Raw genomic sequence first — 17269 nt, forward strand, 5'->3', positions numbered from 1 at the left:
GAAGGATTACTTATGGAACGTATCCAATCTGCAATTCAGAAAGCCCGCGAAGCCCGTCAGCAGACCGAGCCCGAACCCAAAGGGCCGTTTGCGGTCGCGGAACCCGTTGCACCGGCCCCCAGTGCCGAAGCAACACAGGCAGAGGCCATCGACAAGGCCTGGGCCGAGCTGCCGACGGTTGAGTTCAAACCCAAAACGCTGAGCCGGGCGCGGATCGTGACGGATCAGGCGGGGCCCAACTCGGGCTCTTTTGACGGGATGCGCACCCGGATGCTGCATGAAATGCGCAAGAACAACTGGCGCAGGGTTGCGGTGACATCGCCGGGCAGCGCCTGCGGCAAGTCGACCCTTTGCCTGAACCTTGCTTTCGGGCTGGGCCGGCAGCGCGATATCCGGACCATGCTGATTGATCTGGACATGCGCAAACCGTCAATTGAAAAGATGCTGAACTTCAAGGAAGCCCATAACTTTGCCTCGTCGCTGGCGGACGAATCCCAGCCCGAGGATCATATGTGCTGCTATAAGCAAAAGCTTGCCTTTGCCACCAACCGGAGACCGGCGCAGGATCCGTCCGAGCTGTTGCAAGGCAAAGATGCGGCGCGCGTGATCGACGATCTCGAGGCGCGGTACGCTCCTGACATCATGATTTTCGATACACCACCGCTGCTGACCTGCGATGATACGCTGGCGTTTCTGGATCAGATCGACTGCGTCCTGCTTGTTGCAGCGGCCGAGGCATCGACGGTTGAAGAGATGAAGACCTGTGAGCACGAGATCCGGCAGAAAAGTAATCTGCTGGGCGTGGTGCTTAACAAGTGCCGCTATATGGAACAGCCCTACAACTATGGGTACTGAGCGGAGCGCGTCTGTATGCGGAAACAGCCCTGTGTGACGGTTATCTGCTGCAGTTACGCGCCGGGGGGCTGCGATGTGGTCTGAGGCCGAACTGAACCAGATTCGTGACCGGTTGCTTGCACCCGAGGCCGAACAACTGATCCGCTTCATGGGTCAGAAAAGCATGATGGCCGATGCGACGGCGTATGCGGCTATTGCGGCCCCGGTGGCCGAAGGTCTGGGCTGGATCGATGGACCTGAAGGACAACTGACCGCGCAGGGTGGCATGGCCGCTGATTCCTGCCGGGAATATGCGTTCTGGCTGGGCCGGGACAAAGCGCTTCCGTTCGAGGGGGCGGCACCGCACCTGACGGCCGAATATTTCAGCAACCGGAAGGTCATGGAAATTGGCGCAGGTATGGGTGCGAACCTGTTGTCGCTGTCTGCGGCGGGGGCCGAGGTGTGCGGGATCGAACCTGTTGCGGGCTATCGGCAGATGGGCGCAATATTTGCCGAACGCGAGGGGCTGAAGGCTGCCGATATTCGCGATGGCCAGGCTGAAAAGCTGCCATTTGCCGATGACGAAGTCGATATGGTTCTGTGCGTAACCTCTCATCAGTATTTTGAGATTCAGCAGGCGCTGGCCGAGATATCGCGCATTCTGACTCCCGGAGGAGAGTTGATCATCGTGGGCGGAACCCTGGGCGCGTATGGCTGGTATGAAGCGCCTGCGCTGTTCCGGGGATTGGGGCAGGCAAAGGCCTATACCATTACCATGGTCAATACGCTCGCCTATACCGTGTCGGGTCGCCGCCTGCTGCGCCCCCCGGGGGCCTATTCGACGTCGCGCCCCGTCTATCCAAGCCGCAGCGCGATGCGCCGCTGGCTGTCCGCGGCGGGTTTGACCCAGATATCACCGGAATGCAGCGCGGGGGTTGAGACGTGTTTCCATTACTCCGCGGCGTTGTAAAAGTGGCCACAATACCGGCGCTGTCGTGGCAATGTTTCGAAAAGCGACGCAGATTTGGCGGGGTTCCCAAATTTCTTGAGCGGGTCCTGCGTTAACCTTAGAGTAGAATCGTTTTAGTGAGTTGTTCCAGTCATGCAGGTACTTAGCCACAGGGGTTATTGGCAAACGGCGGAGGAAAAGAACCTGCCGGTTGCCTTCAAGCGCTCGTTTGAAATGGGTTTCGGTACCGAAACCGATCTGCGTGATCTGGCCGGGGCGCTGGTGGTGTCTCATGACCCGCCGGTTGACGCGTGCATGTTGGCGGCCGAGATGGCCGAGATTCATCGCGAACTTGGGCCGGATCTGACGCTGGCGCTGAACGTCAAGGCGGACGGGCTGACCGATATGACCCGAGATCTGCTAGACGCGTTTTCGATCCGCGATGCCTTTGTCTTCGATATGTCCGTCCCTGACGCTCTGCGCTGGTTGTCCTCGGGCATTCCGGTCTTCACCCGGCATAGCGACGAGGAGATGGACCCCAGCTTTTATGACCGCGCAGCAGGGGTGTGGCTGGATGCGTTTCATTCGGACTGGTGGGGCCCAGACGTGGTCGAGCGCCATCTGGATGCGGGAAAGCGGGTCTGCATCGTTTCGCCCGAATTACATGGCCGCGATCATCGCCCCGTGTGGGAGATGTTGCGCGGTTCCGACACATCGGGCCATGAAAATGCCCTGATTTGCACCGATTATCCTGAACAAGCCAGAGAGTTTTTCGATGACCATTGAAGCCGTAGTATTTGACATGGACGGCGTGCTGATCGACGCCAAGGAATGGCATTTCCACGCCCTGAACCGGGCGCTGGAACATTTCGGATATGAGATTTCGCGAGCCGATCACCTGTCCACCTTCGACGGGTTGCCGACCCGTGTTAAGCTTGAGATGCTGTCGAAAGAACGCGGCCTGCCGCGTGAATTGCACGGGTTTCTGAACACGCTGAAGCAGAAGTTCACGATTGATCAGGTACATCTGAACTGCAACCCGATCTTCGTGCATGAATACGCGCTGTCGAACCTCAAGGCGCGCGGCTACAAGCTGGGCCTTGCCTCGAACGCGGTGCGCAGCAGCGTTGAACTGATGATGGATCAGGCGGCGCTGTCGAAATACCTCGATGTGATGCTCAGCAATGAGGATGTGAAAAAAGCCAAGCCGCATCCCGAGATTTACCTGACCGCCGCCGAAAAGCTGGGCCTGAAACCCGAGCAATGTCTGGTGGTCGAGGACAACCCAAATGGGATCAAGGCTGCAGAAGAGGCAGGCTGCCCGCTGCTGGTTGTCCAGACCGTATTTGACGTGCAACTGGATCGTATTCTGGATGCCATTGCTCAGGTAGAGGAGCGCGCCGCATGAAAATCGTGATCCCAATGGCGGGCGGAGATGATCTGTTCCGCAAACATGGTTTCCCCTTTGCCAAACCGATTATCGAGATCGACGGTCGTCCGCTGATTGATCACGCGACCGAGCCGCTGACAGGTATTGACGGGGCTGAGTTTGTCTTCATCGTTCGCAAAGAAGATGATTTGCGGTTCCATCTGGGCGACGTTCTGCGCTTGCTGATCCCCGGCTGCTCGGTCGTGCGTGCTGATGGCAAGACTGCCGGTGCTGCCTGCACCGCCCTGTTGGCGGTGGCGCATATGGACAATGATGAGGAACTGGTGATCACCAATTCGGATCAGGTTCTGGCCTTCGATATCGGGTCGGTGATTGATGGGTTCCGGTCGCGCGATCTTGATGCGGGAACGGTTGTTTTCGACAGTGTTCACCCGCGCTGGTCTTTCGTCAAAACCGATAGTGACGGGCTGGTGATCGAAGCCGCCGAGAAACGCCCGATCAGCCGCGACGCAACGGCCGGGATCTATTACTTCCGCAAGGGTGCTGATTTTGTCGAAGCGGCGAAAACCATGATCCTGAAAGGGGCCGATGTGAATGGCGGCTTCTTTGTCTGCCCCTCGTTCAACGAGATGATCCTGTCGCAGAAGAAAATCGGAATTCATCGGATCGAGCGGGATCAGTATATCTCATTGGCGACGCCGCAAGCGGTCGAGGAATATGAACAAGAGCTGGTCGCGCGCAGAAAGGCGGCGCGGGCATGAAGACGTTTCGCCTGAATGACATGACCAAGGGCTGGTTCGTGGGTGATTTCGACCCGGCTGTCTTGCGGACGGACGCCGCGGAGGTTGCCGTTAAAACCTACGATGCGGGCAGTCTTGAGCCGCGCCACATGCACAAGGTCGCGCCCGAGGTGACGCTGATTGTGTCGGGCCGCGTACGCATGAATGATCAGGAATACTCGGACGGCGACATCGTCCTGATCGAGCCGGGCGAGGCCACGGATTTCGAGGCGCTGACCGATACCACCACTGTCGTTGTAAAACTGCCCAGCGTAGCCGGAGACAAATATCTATGTTGAACATCGTCGTGCCGATGGCAGGTCGCGGCAGCCGGTTCGCGACTGCTGGTTATGAGTTGCCCAAACCTCTGATCCCGGTGCACGGGATTCCGATGATTCAGGTTGTCATCGCCAACCTGACCCCCAGCATCCCGCATCGTTTTACCTTTCTGATCCTGCGGGATCACGACGCGGAATACGGGCTTGCGGACAAGCTGCAAAGCTGGGCACCGGGCTGCGGCATCATCTATGTGGATGAGGTGACCGAAGGCGCAGCCTGCACCGTGCTACTGGCGCGGGATGTGATTGATAATGACGATCCGCTGATGATCGCCAATTGCGATCAGTACATCGATGCCGATATCGACGCCTATCTGGCCGATCTCGGTGAAGCTGACGGACTGATCATGACCATGTGGGCGGATGACGACAAATGGTCCTTTGTGCGTCGGGATGACACCGGACGCGTGGTCGAAGTGGTGGAAAAGGTTGTTGTTTCGGATGAGGCGACGGTTGGTATCTACAACTTCGCCAAGGGTTCTGATTTCGTCGCGGCGGCGGATCGCATGATCGCGGCGGACATCCGGGTGAATGGCGAGTTCTACGTGGCCCCGGTCTATACGGCCATGGCGGATCAGGGTGCGCAGATTGTCTGTCATTCGATCGGGAAGGTCGGGGCGGGTATGCATGGGATCGGCGTGCCTGTCGATCTGGATGCATTTCTGGATTCTGCCGTTTCGCGGGTCGCGGTCGAGGGATTGGCAGATGAATAACGATCCCGAAGGCGAAAACAGTATCCCGCTGAAACTCGGCCGCCGGGTTCTGCTGTCGACGATGCACAGGATGAACCGGTGGGGCGAGGCTTTTCTGACCTATACCAGCAGGCCAAAATACAGCTACCAGGTGGCCCCGATGGCCGAGCCTGAAAAAGATCTGGGGCCCATGGCGATTGTCATGCAGGGCCCCATTCTCGAAGACGATAACTTCACCCTCGAAACGATGCGCATCTATGAGAAGACGATGCCGGGGGTCCGGCGGTATCTTTCGACCTGGGAGGATACGCCCGAAGCCCTTTTGGCACCGCTGCGGGCGGAGGGGGTCGAGATCGTTCTGTCGGCCAAGCCCGAAATTCCGGGGATGTCCAATCTGAACATGCAGCTGGTAAGCGCAGGTGCCGGGGTGCGCCGGGTCCATGAGGACGGCGCCGACTGGATCATGAAAACCCGCACCGATCAGCGCCTGTATCGCCACAACGTCATGGGATTTCTGGCCAGCATGGCGCATACGTTCCCGCCCAACGGCGGGTTTGATCAGAAGTTCCGCATTTTTGGCGTGGGTCACGGAACCCTGAAATACGCCCCTTATCATCTGGGGGATCAGACCGTGTTCGGTCATGCGGATGATATGCTGAAATACTGGACACCCGGTCTGAACCTGTCGCCACCGCCCGACGACTGGCCCCAAACCGTACCTGAGATGTACGCCAGCAAGCCCCTCGGCGAGATGTGCCGGATCGCGGTCGCCGAAAGCTATATCGCGTCGCGCTTTCTTGAGAAAATCGGCCGCCCGCTGGATTGGACGATCGAGGACAACTGGGCCGCCTACCGGGATTGCTTCGGCGTGGTCGATTACGCCACGACCGACTTTTTCTGGGCCAAGGTGCAGACCGGTACCTTGCGTGAGTTCATCAACCGGTACGATCTTGTCTGGACCCGCAACGAACTCACTTTCTCGGACTGGCTGCTTCTGTATTCCGGCACCGTCACACCAGCGGACGGGCGAAAATATGAAAAGGCGCTGGATCTGCGGTTTATGGAGGTCATTGAACCCGGATCATCGGGGTAAGCCCCCGCTCTGATCAGGACCTGATGTGCTTATGAGTAGAAAACTTCTTTTTATTGCGATTATTGCCGCGTTCATCATTGGCGTGATTTATCGCCTTTTCCCGATTGTCGCGGGTGAAGAGGCGCTGGCGCAGTTCTTCATTACCGAAGACGGCTACCTGATGCTGACGATTGCGCGAAACATGGCCATCGGGCTGGGCATGACCGTCTCGGAAGGGACGATTGTCACAAATGGTGTCCAGCCGCTGGCAACCTTTCTGTTCACGATCCCCTATTTCATCACCGGGGGCGACAAGGTGGACAGCCTCGCCGGGATCATTCTGATTTCCGCGGCGCTGTCGGTAGCAGGGTATTTCGCGCTGCAACGCTTCGCGCGAACCATCCTTGCCCCACACACCGACGATCCGGTCTGGAGCTGGTTCGTGGCGACCCTGTGGTTTGTCGGACCGCTGCTTTTGCTGCACAGCATGAACGCTCTGGAAACCGGGCTTTATACCTTGATGGTGCTTCTGACGCTGCTGCAGTTCGGAAAGATTCTGGACAAGGGGCTTGAGGCGACGGGGGCCGACCGGCTGTATCTGGGCGCTCTGTGCGGGGTGACATTTCTGGCGCGTATTGATGGTGCGTTGCTGGTTGTGGCCATTTTCGCGGTCTGGGGACTGTTTGAGCTGCTGGTTCTCAGGGTCCGGTTCTTGTCGGTTATCCGCCGGCTGGTCCCGCCCGGAGTGCTGTCGCTGCTGTTTGCGGCGCCATGGTTGATCTACAACAAGCTGCTGTTCGGCTCGATCACACCCATCAGCGGGATTTCCCAGTCCCATGGTGCGGGGTTCGGCAGCAACCTGTCTCTGCTGCCGACCCGTCTGTTTGAGCATCTGTTCCCGATGTTGCCGCTGCCCGCTGCGGTCGAAGGGATGCAGGTCGTGATAGTTGTCTGTGGGTTGATCGTCGCATTGGTACTTGCCGTGTTCCTGACCCTTGTATGGCGCACGGGCCATCGGTCTCGTCTGGTGGTCGCGGCCTATTTTCTGTTTGGGGTCTTTCTGGCGTCTTACTACGGGCTCTATTTCGGGGCACCGCATTTCCTGAGCCGTTATATGGCGCCGCTGGCCCCTTTGCTGATCATCGCTACCGTGGTCATCGGGCTGAAATCGGCCGAATGGTCGCGGGGGCGTGTCACCCGGCCGATGCTGCAGGTGCTGGGCGTTGTCGCGGTGGTCATGTGTCTGGGTCTGCTGGGGCGTTTGCTGATCCCCGGAGTCAAGGATCAGGGGCATTTCCAGGTTGTCGGCTGGGTACAGGACAATGTGCCCGACGGTGCGTGGGTTGGGGCCGTGCAGACGGGAACGCTGGGCTATTGGCGCGACCGGACCATAAATCTGGACGGCAAGGTGAACCCCAACGCGTTGCGCGCGCTCAAGCAGGAGGGCCATGTCCTCAACTATGTTGTCGCCAGCGACATTGAGTTCATAGCGGACTGGAGCGGTGTTGCCGACTGGCCGGATCATGAGCCGGGCCCGGACAAGCCGTTCAGGCAGGCCTTTGAAGTTCTGGTCAAGGACGAGGCCGCCAATCTGGGCGTCTTGGGCCGCCGCTCAGACCCTTCGTCCTGAATTAATAGCCGATGAACCTCAGGCGCAGGCGCGCAAGACTGTCATAGCGCCCCACCAGAACCCGCGGGATGGCATAGGGATCGGGGGGCGTGGTCGGGCTCAGCGTCCCCTCAAGGACCGTTGCCGAACGGAATCCGGCCCGCTGGACTGCTTCTCCAAGCTGGGGGGTATGGTTCCCGTTGGGATAGGCAAAATGATCGATGGGCTGACCGGTCCAGTTCTGCAGCAGGTCGCGTGACTTTCGGATGCTGGCCTCGGCCTGATCCAGAGGGATCTGGTCCAGAAGATTGTGGCAATGGCTGTGCGCCCCGATGGTGATATGGGGGTTCGCGGCCAACTCTCGCAGTTGTTCGACGGTCAGCGGGGCCAGCGGTGTGAACTTGCTTTGCGCTGGTCCGGCCTGTTCCAGAATGGTGCGGGTCAGGTCCTCGCGCTGTTCGGGGCTGACGGTCTTGAGGGTTTCAAGGATGTCCGATATCACCATCCACCGCGTGGCACCGGTCTCGGGTCCCACCCGCCATGTTCTGACACCATCGGCATCGAGGCTGATCGTTGTTGGCCCGGGGTTTTGCAGCGCGTTCATAACACGGTCAAACCAATAGGGCTGACCGCTTTCGATTTGCGCGGTCGCGATATAGAGGGTGACCGGTATCGCCTCGGCTTTGACGATTGGCAGAAGATGTGTGAACAGGCCGGTATCGCCGTCATCGAAGGTGATTACCGCCCGGGGTCGGTGGGGTTTTGGCGTGGCCGGGTCCAGCGCCTCATCGAGGCTTACAATATCGAACCATTGCCGCAAAAGGGCGATCTGGTCTCTGAAATCCACCGCGCGGGTCACGGTCCAGGCGTCGATGGTGTCGGCATCCGGCCCCAGCGTATGGTAACAAAGCACCAAGGTCGGTGCATCGCGCAGCATCCGCGCCCGCAATACGGCGTGCACCGGTCCGTTGCTGAGCAGGGCCAAGGCGGTTGTCTTGAGCGCCCGCATCTCTCAGCACTGCTCCTGATACAGTGTGCGCAGCTTTTCGACCTCGGTGTTGATGCTGTGGCGCGCGCGCACCCGGTCCAGCGCCGACCTGCCCATTTCGATCCGTTGCTCGGCAGAGGCGGCCAGGGCGGTCCGCATCGCATCAGCCAGCGCTTCGGCATCGCCTGCGGGGACAAGCCATCCGGTTTTGTCGGGCTGGACCAGTTCGGGTATGCCGCCCACGTAGGTCGTGATGACGGGCCGGGCTTGCGCCATGGCTTCCATGATCACCACGGGCAGGCCCTCGATCAGGCTGGGTTGCACCAACGTGTGGCACTGCTGAATTTCGTCGCGCACCTGATCCGATGAGATCCAGCCGGTGATGCGGACCGCATCGGTCAGGCCAAGCTCGGTCAGGCGGGTTTCGATGGTGCTGCGCAGCTCGCCATCCCCGGCCAGAATCAGCCGGGCCTGCGGATGGCTGCGCCGGATGTCGGCGAAGGCCTGCAACAGGATCAGATGGCCTTTTTCCGGGCTCAGCCGACCGATGCACAACAGGTGCGGCGTGGTGACAGCGGAGATTGAATTGGCTTCCGCAAAGGCATCCTGTTCCAGCCCGCAATGGACGACTTTGAGCCGTGGCCAGTTTTGCGGCGGGACATGCCGCATAAGCTGGCTGCGGCTGAAAGCGCTGATTGCGACGGCAAAGCGGGCCTCGGCCACTTTGCGGTCGAACGCCAGTTTTGGCGCGTTGTCGGCCTCATCCATCCCGTGGATCGTGAAGCTGTAGCCCGGACCGCCAAGCTGGCGGATCAGCAACGCCACTTCGGTCGGGTTCGTACCGAAATGCGCGTGCAGGTGAGAAACGGGGTTTTCATCCAGCCAGCGTTTGATCCGGCAGGCATGGGCCAGATAGATCAGATGGTAGGGCCACGGGCGCATGGCATTGCGCGACAGAGACAGCGCCGCCTTCAGCCCGCGCCAGAACGGCCCGGGGTTTCGCACCGCGTATCGCAGGCCATCGATTAGCAGCGATCCCAATCCGTTTTGAAGCGTATAGCGGGTCTTGCCGCGTTCGGTTTCATCCTGAGGGTCTACGACATCAGCGTCCCAGCCCCGGAAGGCAAAGCGTTCGACCTCGACTCCTTGTCGTTCAAGCTCGTTGATCTCGCGCCGGATGAAGGTGTGGCTTACTTTGGGGTACTGGTTGGTCAAATAGGCCACACGCATTGGGCATACCTTACTGTTACCTGCCGCCGACCCCGGACCGGGGTCTTTGGGAAATCATATGTTCAAATCGCAACCTTGCCGTTGCAGAAGGGCAGAAAGAAGGCACATCTGCAAGCTTTCGCGAGGTCCCGGATCATTTGTATTCAATAATTCCTGCCGGTTTGCCACGCCATTGCCGCAGGTGAAACTCGACAATACCCAGTGCTTCGGGGAAGTTGCCCAGAACCAGAAAGAAAGCATGTTCCCAGGCGGACTTTCTGCCCAGGCCGTCCCGGCGGGCGATGCGGATGACTTGAAGCGGGTATATCAGACCGAGGCACAGCGCCCAGGGCGACACCAGAGCGGCCGCCAACACCAGCACGACCGGCAGCACGGCACCCCATGCCAGAATCCGGCGCACCTCGCGGATGCGGTGCCGTTCGGGGGCTGCGCCATGCAGGGCTGCGCCCTCGGCGAAGGCGTGACCGCTGCGGCGGGCCCGGCGCCACCATTGCCCCAGATGGGTGATGTCCGCGTCGTGCAGCGTCATCTCTTCGTCCAACCGCCAGACCTGCCAGCCTTGGGCGCGCAATCGCACGCAAAGCTCGGGTTCTTCGCCTGCGATCATGGTCTCGCGATAGCCGCCGACCTGATCCAGCGCCTCGACGCGCATCATCGCATCACCGCCGCATGAATCCGTTTGGCCGACAGGGGTATCCCATTCAATGTCGCATAGCCGGTTATACACGGTGTCATCGGGAAACCGTTCGCGTCGACGGCCGCAGACGACGGCGGTTTTGGGGGATTGAGCCAGAAAATCCGCGGCAGTTTTGAACCAAGCGGGCTGTAGTATGCAGTCGCCGTCGACAAACTGCACAAAGCTGATCTCTGCGTATTCCCTCAGCACGCGGAACCCTGCATTTCTGGCACGGGCCGCGGTAAAGGGTTGATTCATATCCAGTTCGACGGTTCTGGCCCCGGCGCGCCGGGCGGCTTCGAGGCTTCCGTCGGTCGATCCTGAATCGACATAGACGATCTGCCCGACGTTTTGCGGAATCGAATCCAGACATGCGACAAGCCGGCTGCCTTCATTTCGCCCTATTATGACGATTCCAATGCGCGAGTTGCCGTCCATACCCTCTCCTATAGGGAGAAAACGAAAGAAAATCGGCGTTTTTGCGCCCATATGGCAAAAAATTGCGCTGCAAATTGCTTGCCGTCAATGTTCCCATCATCCTTAACTTGAACTGTTACAAGATTTGAAACAGTCCAATAACAGGTACGCGGTTGAACCGCAAAATGATGGGCGAGCAGTAAGTATGTGGAATCATTGGGGCAAAGGCGCCAAAGGACGGCTTAATTGCGTCCGAAGCCAGATGTGCCCGGAACATCGTCCAGAGGTGGCTGACAGGGCCTCCGAAAGTAGTGCTCAAGTTGTTTCTAGTTTGCGGGCGAAGACGACGGCATCTGCCGCCCGACACAGTTTTGCCGTACTTGGGCCTCTCTGAGGTCAGTAAGTGGAAACAATCATCCCGAAACATCGGGATTTGACAGAACGGGCGTAGCTATGAGTCTCATCGCAGAATATTTCAACCTGGATTCGGGCTATACCGGACTCGCGGATGTGGATTTTGCCGGTAGTCCGACGGATATCTCTACCGTGGATGCCCTGGACATCTATAGGAAGCGGGGCGCTTTCTGGGAAGGTGGGGCCAAGAATTACTTCGCGGCGCGCTACCACGGCGATCTCAACGTCTTTGAGGGGGGATCGTATACGTTCTACCTCAAGTCCGACAGCAACGCGATGCTGTATCTGGATGGAGAGCTGGTTGCCGAAAACGTAGGTGGCCGGGGTGGCCGCAAAAGCGAAATCACTCTGGATCTGGAAGCGGGAGCGCACAATATCGAGATCCGGTATTTCGACGCACGCGGGCGTTCCACGCTGCAGCTGGACTGGAAAGGCCCTGACAGCGGCGGTGTTCGTGAGAACATCCGCGGCGAGGCGTTCTCGAACGGGGATACGACAGATAACTACGATCAGGGGTCTGACGGCGATACCGATGGGGATAGCGGCACCGGGACCGGCGGCGATACAGGTGAAGGCAGCACCGATAAGCCGGACACTGGTGACGATACCGGCAACACCGGGTCGGGTGAAGATACTGGGCAAGATGACACCGATGGCACCGACACAGGTGACCAGACCGGCGGCGATGCAGATACCGGCGGTTCGGGTGATGAGACTGACGGCGAAAGCGGAGAAGGTGACGGCGATCAGCCTGATACGGGCGATCAGTCCGGCGGTGATACAGGTGACACCGGATCGGGTGACGACACCGATGAAGATGGTTCCGACGGTTCGGAAGAGGGCGGTCAGACGGATGAAGATACCGATCAGTCCGGCTCTGACGGCACCGGCGACGGCGGTCACGACACCGGATCGGGCGCGGCGCGGCAGGGTTTGCAAGGGGCTTACTTCATCCTGTCACAAGCGGCGCACAGTATCCGCGACATCGATTTTGACGCCACCCCTTATGGAACCGGCACGGTCGAGAACCTGAGCTTCATGAATGGCTACGAGCCCTTCTGGGAAGGTGGTCCCGGTGACCTGTTTGCAGTGCGGTACGCCGGCAAGCTGAACGTGGCCGAGGCAGGCACCTACACGCTGTATCTGACATCGGATGACGGCTCGGCGCTGTATATCGATGGCGAGCCTGTGATCGACAATGACGGGATCCATGCGACCCTTGAGCAGCAGGTGACGCTGGAGCTGACCGCTGGCGCTCATGACATCGAGATTCGGTATTTCGAGGCCTATGGTGGGGCGACGCTGCAGCTGGAATGGGCGGGGCCGGATAGCGATGGCCGCCGTGAAGTGATTGATGGCACAGCGCTGAGCTACGCCGATGCCACCGATACCGGAAGCGGTGGGCATGGTACCGACGGGCATGATGGCTCGGACGGTGGCACCGATACAGGTGATGGCGATCAGACCGGCGACGGTGACCAAGGTTCGGGCGGACATGATGGCTCGGATGGCGACACCGGCACGGGTGACGGCGATCAGACTGGTGATGGTGACCAAGGTTCGGGTGGCCATGATGGTTCGGACGGCGACACCGGCACGGGTGACGGCGACCACGGTTCGGACGGGCATGATGGCTCGGACGGCGACACTGATACGGGCGACGACGGTCAGACTGGCGACGGCGACCACGGCTCGGGCGGCGACACCGGTACGGGCGATGGTGATCATACCGACGGCGGCGATCATGGTTCGGACGGGCATGATGGCTCGGACGGAGACACCGATACAGGTGATGGCGACCATACCGGCGGCGGAGACCACGGTTCGGGCGGACACGGTTCAGGCAGCGGTCACGACAACCACAGCGACGGCCACGTTCCGCCGCCGACCAGCCCCGACGAGGTTGACGATTATGTCGCCGCAGTCATGGCGCAGCCGGAATCCCATGCGCATAGCGGCGACGCTGGCATGGCTGCCGAGCATATGCAGGTTCTGAACCTCGTACCCCGTGCCGAGGCGACTCATGTTGCGATCAGCGACGGCGATTGGTTCGATGAGAGCACTTGGTACGAGGGCCGCATTCCGGGCGAAGGCGCGCAGGTTCTGATTCCCGAGGGGATATCGGTGAACTACGCTGGCGTTAGCGATGCGTCTCTGTTCACGGTACGCGTTGATGGCGAACTGTCATTTGCGCATAATGCCGACTCGAAGATGTTGATCGACACGATGATCGTCTCTCCGACGGGTCGTCTGGAAATCGGGACCGAAGAAAACCCGATTGGCGACAACGTTGATGTCGAGATCGTGATCGCCAATAACGGTGACATTGATACCGGCTGGGACCCCATGCTGCTGTCGCGCGGCGTGATCTCGCACGGTTCGGTCGAGATTCACGGGGCCGAGAAGACAAGCTTCCTGACCGTGGCCGACGCGCCGATGGCCGGCGACACCGAAATCACGCTCAGCGAGATTCCTGAAGGCTGGCAGGTGGGCGATACCATCGTTCTGACCGGCACCCATAAGCAGGGTTGGTACCGCGCCCCGGGTGAAGACGTCATTCGCCACCACGAGAGCGAGGATGAAGAGGTTGTCATCACCGCGATCAACGGCAACACGCTGACGATCGACCGCCCGCTGGAGCACGATCACGATGCCCCGCGCGAGGACCTCGCGGCATATGTCGCGAACACCTCGCGCAATATCACTTTCTACAGCGAGGACGGAGAAGATACCGCAACCCATCACCGCGGCCATACGATGTTCATGCATTCGGATGACGTTGATGTGCGCTATGCGGCCTTTGATGATCTGGGCCGGACCGACAAATCAGAACCGGCATTTGATGTGACCACGCTGGACAACGTCCAGGCGGATTCCAACATCAAGACCCGCTATCCGTTCCATTTCCATCGGACCGGTACCGAGGATCAGGAAAACCCCGCAATTGCAATCGGCAACTCGGTCAGCGGGTCGCCGGGCTGGGGTTATGCCCACCATGACAGCCACGCAATCTTCAGCGACAACGTGGCCTTCGATATCTTTGGCGCGGCGTTTGTGGCCGAAGATGGCAATGAAACTGGTGTCTGGTCGCACAACATCGCAATCAGGACCGTCGGCATCTCGTATGGCGAATCCGAGGTTAAGCTGGGCCCTGACGTGGCGCGGCACGACAATGGCCGGACCGGTGAAGGGTTCTTCTTCGCAGGTCGTCTGGTTGAGGCTGCGGACAACGTGGCGGCCAATACGACCCATGGATATGTGTGGATGACCCGCGGCCATCCTCGCGATCCGCTGAGCGAGAATCTGGACCAGCCTGAAATTGCATATGGCAGTGAGTATACGCGCCTCGATACGCCGCCGATCCAGGGGTTCCACAATAATGAAGCCTTCGGAACCGAGGTTGGCATTATCGTGGTCAAGGCGAGCCCGAGCCAGAACCACGATGTCCGCTCGGTGATGGACGGGTTCCTCAACTGGGAGACGTCGCGCGGCGTCGACCTGTCTTACAGTTCGCACTATACGCTTATTGATTTCGATCTTCTGGCGGCGCAGGGCGGCTATCCGCAATATCCCGAGATCGGTTTCCAGCTTGGTGCCAACGCCTTTGACATCGTGGCTAACGGGTTGACCATTGATGGCTTTATCATTGGCGCCCATCTGGATCAGCCTTTCCACTTTGGTGAGGACGGCGTCGACTATGATGATGTCTTTATCGACGTGGTCATGCGCAACGTCGAGACAGATTATGTCGGCTATAATCCTGACCGGCACACCATCATGTCCTCGGATGAGCTGGTGGCCGGTCGTCTGGGTTACGTTCTTGGTGCCGACAGGGCGATCTCCGAGAATGAAGACTATCAGCTTGGTGGCATCAAGACCGACTCGATCGGGACCCGGCCCCGCGACTTCGAAGGCGATGTGCACACATTGTCCTGGCATGATGACATTGCGTCGTTCATCGCCACCCAAGGCTACTACAAGACCGAGTCGGGCCAGAATGTTCTGGTGATCGAGGATTTTGTGGCCGATCGCGCGACGGGCGAGCTGCTGAAGCTGAGCCACGTGATTACGCTGGATATGACGGACGAACAGATCGCCAGATCCTGGGCAATCAACTATTGGGGCGGCGCGCAGTATAACGGTGTCATCTCATTTGATGGCGTCGGCCCGACCACGCAGGATGACACGGCGTCGACCGCCGCCGGTGGCGACGGGGTTCTGATCGACGTGCTGGCGAATGATTCGCACGCAGCGGGCGATGATCTCAGAGTTGATGGCCTGTCCACCACTCCGAATGGCAACATCTATGTGCAGGACGACGGGCAGCTGCTTTACGTCCCCAACCCGGACTTTGTCGGAGTGGATACGTTCAACTACTGGGCTGCCGATGACGATGGTGAGTTCACTCAGGCCACGGTAACCGTGGAAGTGTTCGACCTGTAAGCAAGGCTGAGGTCCACCCCCAATCAGGGTGGACCTGCACACTGGATGGTGTTTTGCGGGCTCCGAGGATTTCGGAGCCCGTTTTCCTGACTGCTAGAGAGATTGCGCCGCGCAAATGCCGGATTCAGCGTTTCTCGGCGCTTGAGATTGTGGCGGTCGGTAAGACCGCTTTGATGCTGGTCAGCAGGCGTTGCCTGAACAGCACGACAAGAAATACAACCATACCGGTAATTGAATATGCTGCCAAAGCAACCCAAAGGCCAAGGCCCATTGCCAGAATGGCAATGCTGGCCAGAAGGCCAAAGCAGATTGAAATGATGAGCGCGCCAATCACGGGCCTGTTCCTGATTCGATGCCTCGGATTGGGCATTTTGCCATAAAGACATAGAACGTCGGACTGCGACAGGGGTAGCGCGTTCAGCATCGAAGAGGCGCAAAACCTCGCCGGTGTCCGGCAAGTCTCTGCCGATGTTCGGGTGTGAGGTTCTACGGGTTTATCTTATGATGCGTACTAGAGAAACACGTATAGGAAGAGTAACTCTCTGACGCCAGCTTGTATCAGGACGCGGGCAGATGGGACGTTGAGCGGATGGCCCTGACGTCGAGCAGCGGGATGGGAAGGTTGCGTTTTATTTCACCTTGGCGCGGCGCCGTCATTCTTTTACCAATTTTCCTTGTAAGATGCCGGTATTGTTGACTGTTCCGCCACATGAAGTTCATTTTTGCCAGAGTATCTGTATAGTGTTGAAAAGATTGGATGACCCCAGGGCGCTCGTGGCGCTTCTGCATGTGTATGGGCGAGTTTGGTTGTTTGTTACGAGTGCGCGCGGTCTGCAGATTGGATGGTGGCCGGGCCGACAAGAAAGGTCTGAAATATGAAGGTGGAGGTCACACCACTGGCAGGCATCCTGATCCTGACACCAGCCCGCTTTGAGGATGATCGCGGTTATTTCAGTGAAAGCTGGAATCAGGCCCGACTGCAGGAACACGGGATCGATGTGACGTTTGTTCAGGACAACCATTCGCTGTCACACTTGGCGGGAACGTTGCGGGGGTTGCATTACCAATCCCCACCTCATGCGCAGGACAAATTGGTGCGGTGCGCGCGCGGGGCTCTGTTTGATGTGGCCGTGGATATCCGCAAAGGCAGCCCGACCTTCGGCCACTGGTTCGGGGCAGAGTTGAGCGCGGAAAACGGTCGTCAGATGCTGATCCCCAAGGGCTTTTTGCACGGCTTTGTGACTCATGCGCCGGACACCGAGATCTGCTATAAATGCAGCGACTATTATGCGCCCGACTGCGATGGTGCGATCCGGTTTGATGATCCCGATATCGGGATCGACTGGGGGCTTTCCGGGCCGCCGGTATTGTCGGACAAGGACCGGGCTGCGTCGGGGCTGGCCGATTTCGACAGCCCGTTCGTCTGGGAAGGATAAAC

15 protein-coding genes are annotated in these 17269 nt (G+C 59.2%); 11 read left to right on the forward strand and 4 right to left on the reverse strand.

The window, feature by feature from the left end; translation table 11 throughout:
- Positions 1-12 precede the first annotated feature (12 nt).
- From ACR1XV_RS16030 to ACR1XV_RS16070, 9 genes are all read left to right on the forward strand, one after another.
- The gene (locus ACR1XV_RS16030) at positions 13-855 is read left to right on the forward strand and encodes a CpsD/CapB family tyrosine-protein kinase (RefSeq protein ID WP_480533111.1); all 843 of its coding nucleotides are present in this window, start codon (positions 13-15) and stop codon (positions 853-855) included.
- Between the two features lie 73 nt (positions 856-928).
- Positions 929-1804: a class I SAM-dependent methyltransferase gene (locus ACR1XV_RS16035; protein WP_480533113.1), complete on the forward strand. Its 876-nt coding sequence runs from the start codon at positions 929-931 to the stop codon at positions 1802-1804.
- Between the two features lie 132 nt (positions 1805-1936).
- Entirely contained in the window at positions 1937-2569 is a 633-nt protein-coding gene (locus ACR1XV_RS16040) for a PI-PLC domain-containing protein (RefSeq protein WP_480533115.1), read from the forward strand.
- Entirely contained in the window at positions 2559-3191 is a 633-nt protein-coding gene (locus tag ACR1XV_RS16045) for an HAD family hydrolase (protein WP_480472327.1), read from the forward strand. The genes ACR1XV_RS16040 and ACR1XV_RS16045 overlap by 11 nt, the downstream gene beginning before the upstream one ends.
- Positions 3188-3934 carry a glycosyltransferase family 2 protein gene (locus tag ACR1XV_RS16050; RefSeq protein WP_480533117.1) on the forward strand — a complete coding sequence of 249 codons (747 nt, stop codon included), beginning with the start codon at positions 3188-3190 and terminating at the stop codon, positions 3932-3934. Before ACR1XV_RS16045 ends, ACR1XV_RS16050 begins: the two co-directional genes overlap by 4 nt.
- Complete coding sequence (locus ACR1XV_RS16055; RefSeq protein WP_480533119.1) at positions 3931-4251, forward strand: cupin domain-containing protein; 321 nt, start codon at positions 3931-3933, stop codon at positions 4249-4251. The genes ACR1XV_RS16050 and ACR1XV_RS16055 overlap by 4 nt, the downstream gene beginning before the upstream one ends.
- Positions 4245-5003, forward strand: a complete 759-nt coding sequence (locus ACR1XV_RS16060) for a glycosyltransferase family 2 protein (protein ID WP_480533121.1) — start codon at positions 4245-4247, stop codon at positions 5001-5003. The genes ACR1XV_RS16055 and ACR1XV_RS16060 overlap by 7 nt, the downstream gene beginning before the upstream one ends.
- Positions 4996-6075, forward strand: coding sequence for a WavE lipopolysaccharide synthesis family protein (locus ACR1XV_RS16065; RefSeq protein ID WP_480533123.1), 1080 nt, complete (start codon positions 4996-4998; stop codon positions 6073-6075). The genes ACR1XV_RS16060 and ACR1XV_RS16065 overlap by 8 nt, the downstream gene beginning before the upstream one ends.
- A gap of 31 nt (positions 6076-6106) precedes the next feature.
- On the forward strand, positions 6107-7684 hold the full coding sequence (locus ACR1XV_RS16070) for a hypothetical protein (protein ID WP_480533125.1): 1578 nt from the start codon (positions 6107-6109) through the stop codon (positions 7682-7684).
- 1 nt (position 7685) lies between these two features.
- Here the strand turns inward: ACR1XV_RS16070 and ACR1XV_RS16075 are convergent, their stop codons facing one another.
- The 3 genes from ACR1XV_RS16075 to ACR1XV_RS16085 all read right to left on the reverse strand — a co-directional run bounded on the left by ACR1XV_RS16075 (position 7686) and on the right by ACR1XV_RS16085 (position 10995).
- Positions 7686-8672, reverse strand: coding sequence for a polysaccharide deacetylase family protein (locus ACR1XV_RS16075; protein ID WP_480533127.1), 987 nt, complete (start codon positions 8670-8672; stop codon positions 7686-7688).
- Positions 8673-8675: 3 nt separating this feature from the next.
- Positions 8676-9881: a glycosyltransferase family 4 protein gene (locus ACR1XV_RS16080; RefSeq protein WP_480533129.1), complete on the reverse strand. Its 1206-nt coding sequence runs from the start codon at positions 9879-9881 to the stop codon at positions 8676-8678.
- A gap of 133 nt (positions 9882-10014) precedes the next feature.
- Complete coding sequence (locus ACR1XV_RS16085) at positions 10015-10995, reverse strand: glycosyltransferase family 2 protein (RefSeq protein ID WP_480533131.1); 981 nt, start codon at positions 10993-10995, stop codon at positions 10015-10017.
- Positions 10996-11427: 432 nt separating this feature from the next.
- On the opposite strand from ACR1XV_RS16085, the gene ACR1XV_RS16090 reads away from it, so the two are divergent.
- Entirely contained in the window at positions 11428-15831 is a 4404-nt protein-coding gene (locus tag ACR1XV_RS16090) for a PA14 domain-containing protein (protein WP_480533133.1), read from the forward strand.
- A gap of 124 nt (positions 15832-15955) precedes the next feature.
- Here ACR1XV_RS16090 and ACR1XV_RS16095 read toward each other — a convergent pair whose 3' ends face one another.
- Positions 15956-16165 (reverse strand): hypothetical protein, encoded by a 210-nt coding sequence (locus ACR1XV_RS16095; protein ID WP_480533135.1) that lies wholly within the window; start codon positions 16163-16165, stop codon positions 15956-15958.
- A 541-nt stretch (positions 16166-16706) separates the two neighbouring features.
- On the opposite strand from ACR1XV_RS16095, the gene rfbC reads away from it, so the two are divergent.
- Positions 16707-17267, forward strand: coding sequence for a dTDP-4-dehydrorhamnose 3,5-epimerase (gene rfbC, locus ACR1XV_RS16100; RefSeq protein WP_480533137.1), 561 nt, complete (start codon positions 16707-16709; stop codon positions 17265-17267).
- The last annotated feature ends 2 nt before the right edge of the window (positions 17268-17269 follow it).

This window comes from Ruegeria sp. AD2(2025), assembly GCF_056542385.1.

Coding starts and splice junctions, on each gene's coding strand:
- ACR1XV_RS16030 (WP_480533111.1), top strand. CDS start 13: ATGGAACGTATCCAATCTGCAATTCAGAAAGCCCGCGAAGCCCGTCAG.
- ACR1XV_RS16035 (WP_480533113.1), top strand. CDS start 929: ATGTGGTCTGAGGCCGAACTGAACCAGATTCGTGACCGGTTGCTTGCA.
- ACR1XV_RS16040 (WP_480533115.1), top strand. CDS start 1,937: ATGCAGGTACTTAGCCACAGGGGTTATTGGCAAACGGCGGAGGAAAAG.
- ACR1XV_RS16045 (WP_480472327.1), top strand. CDS start 2,559: ATGACCATTGAAGCCGTAGTATTTGACATGGACGGCGTGCTGATCGAC.
- ACR1XV_RS16050 (WP_480533117.1), top strand. CDS start 3,188: ATGAAAATCGTGATCCCAATGGCGGGCGGAGATGATCTGTTCCGCAAA.
- ACR1XV_RS16055 (WP_480533119.1), top strand. CDS start 3,931: ATGAAGACGTTTCGCCTGAATGACATGACCAAGGGCTGGTTCGTGGGT.
- ACR1XV_RS16060 (WP_480533121.1), top strand. CDS start 4,245: ATGTTGAACATCGTCGTGCCGATGGCAGGTCGCGGCAGCCGGTTCGCG.
- ACR1XV_RS16065 (WP_480533123.1), top strand. CDS start 4,996: ATGAATAACGATCCCGAAGGCGAAAACAGTATCCCGCTGAAACTCGGC.
- ACR1XV_RS16070 (WP_480533125.1), top strand. CDS start 6,107: ATGAGTAGAAAACTTCTTTTTATTGCGATTATTGCCGCGTTCATCATT.
- ACR1XV_RS16075 (WP_480533127.1), bottom strand. CDS start 8,672: ATGCGGGCGCTCAAGACAACCGCCTTGGCCCTGCTCAGCAACGGACCG.
- ACR1XV_RS16080 (WP_480533129.1), bottom strand. CDS start 9,881: ATGCGTGTGGCCTATTTGACCAACCAGTACCCCAAAGTAAGCCACACC.
- ACR1XV_RS16085 (WP_480533131.1), bottom strand. CDS start 10,995: ATGGACGGCAACTCGCGCATTGGAATCGTCATAATAGGGCGAAATGAA.
- ACR1XV_RS16090 (WP_480533133.1), top strand. CDS start 11,428: ATGAGTCTCATCGCAGAATATTTCAACCTGGATTCGGGCTATACCGGA.
- rfbC (WP_480533137.1), top strand. CDS start 16,707: ATGAAGGTGGAGGTCACACCACTGGCAGGCATCCTGATCCTGACACCA.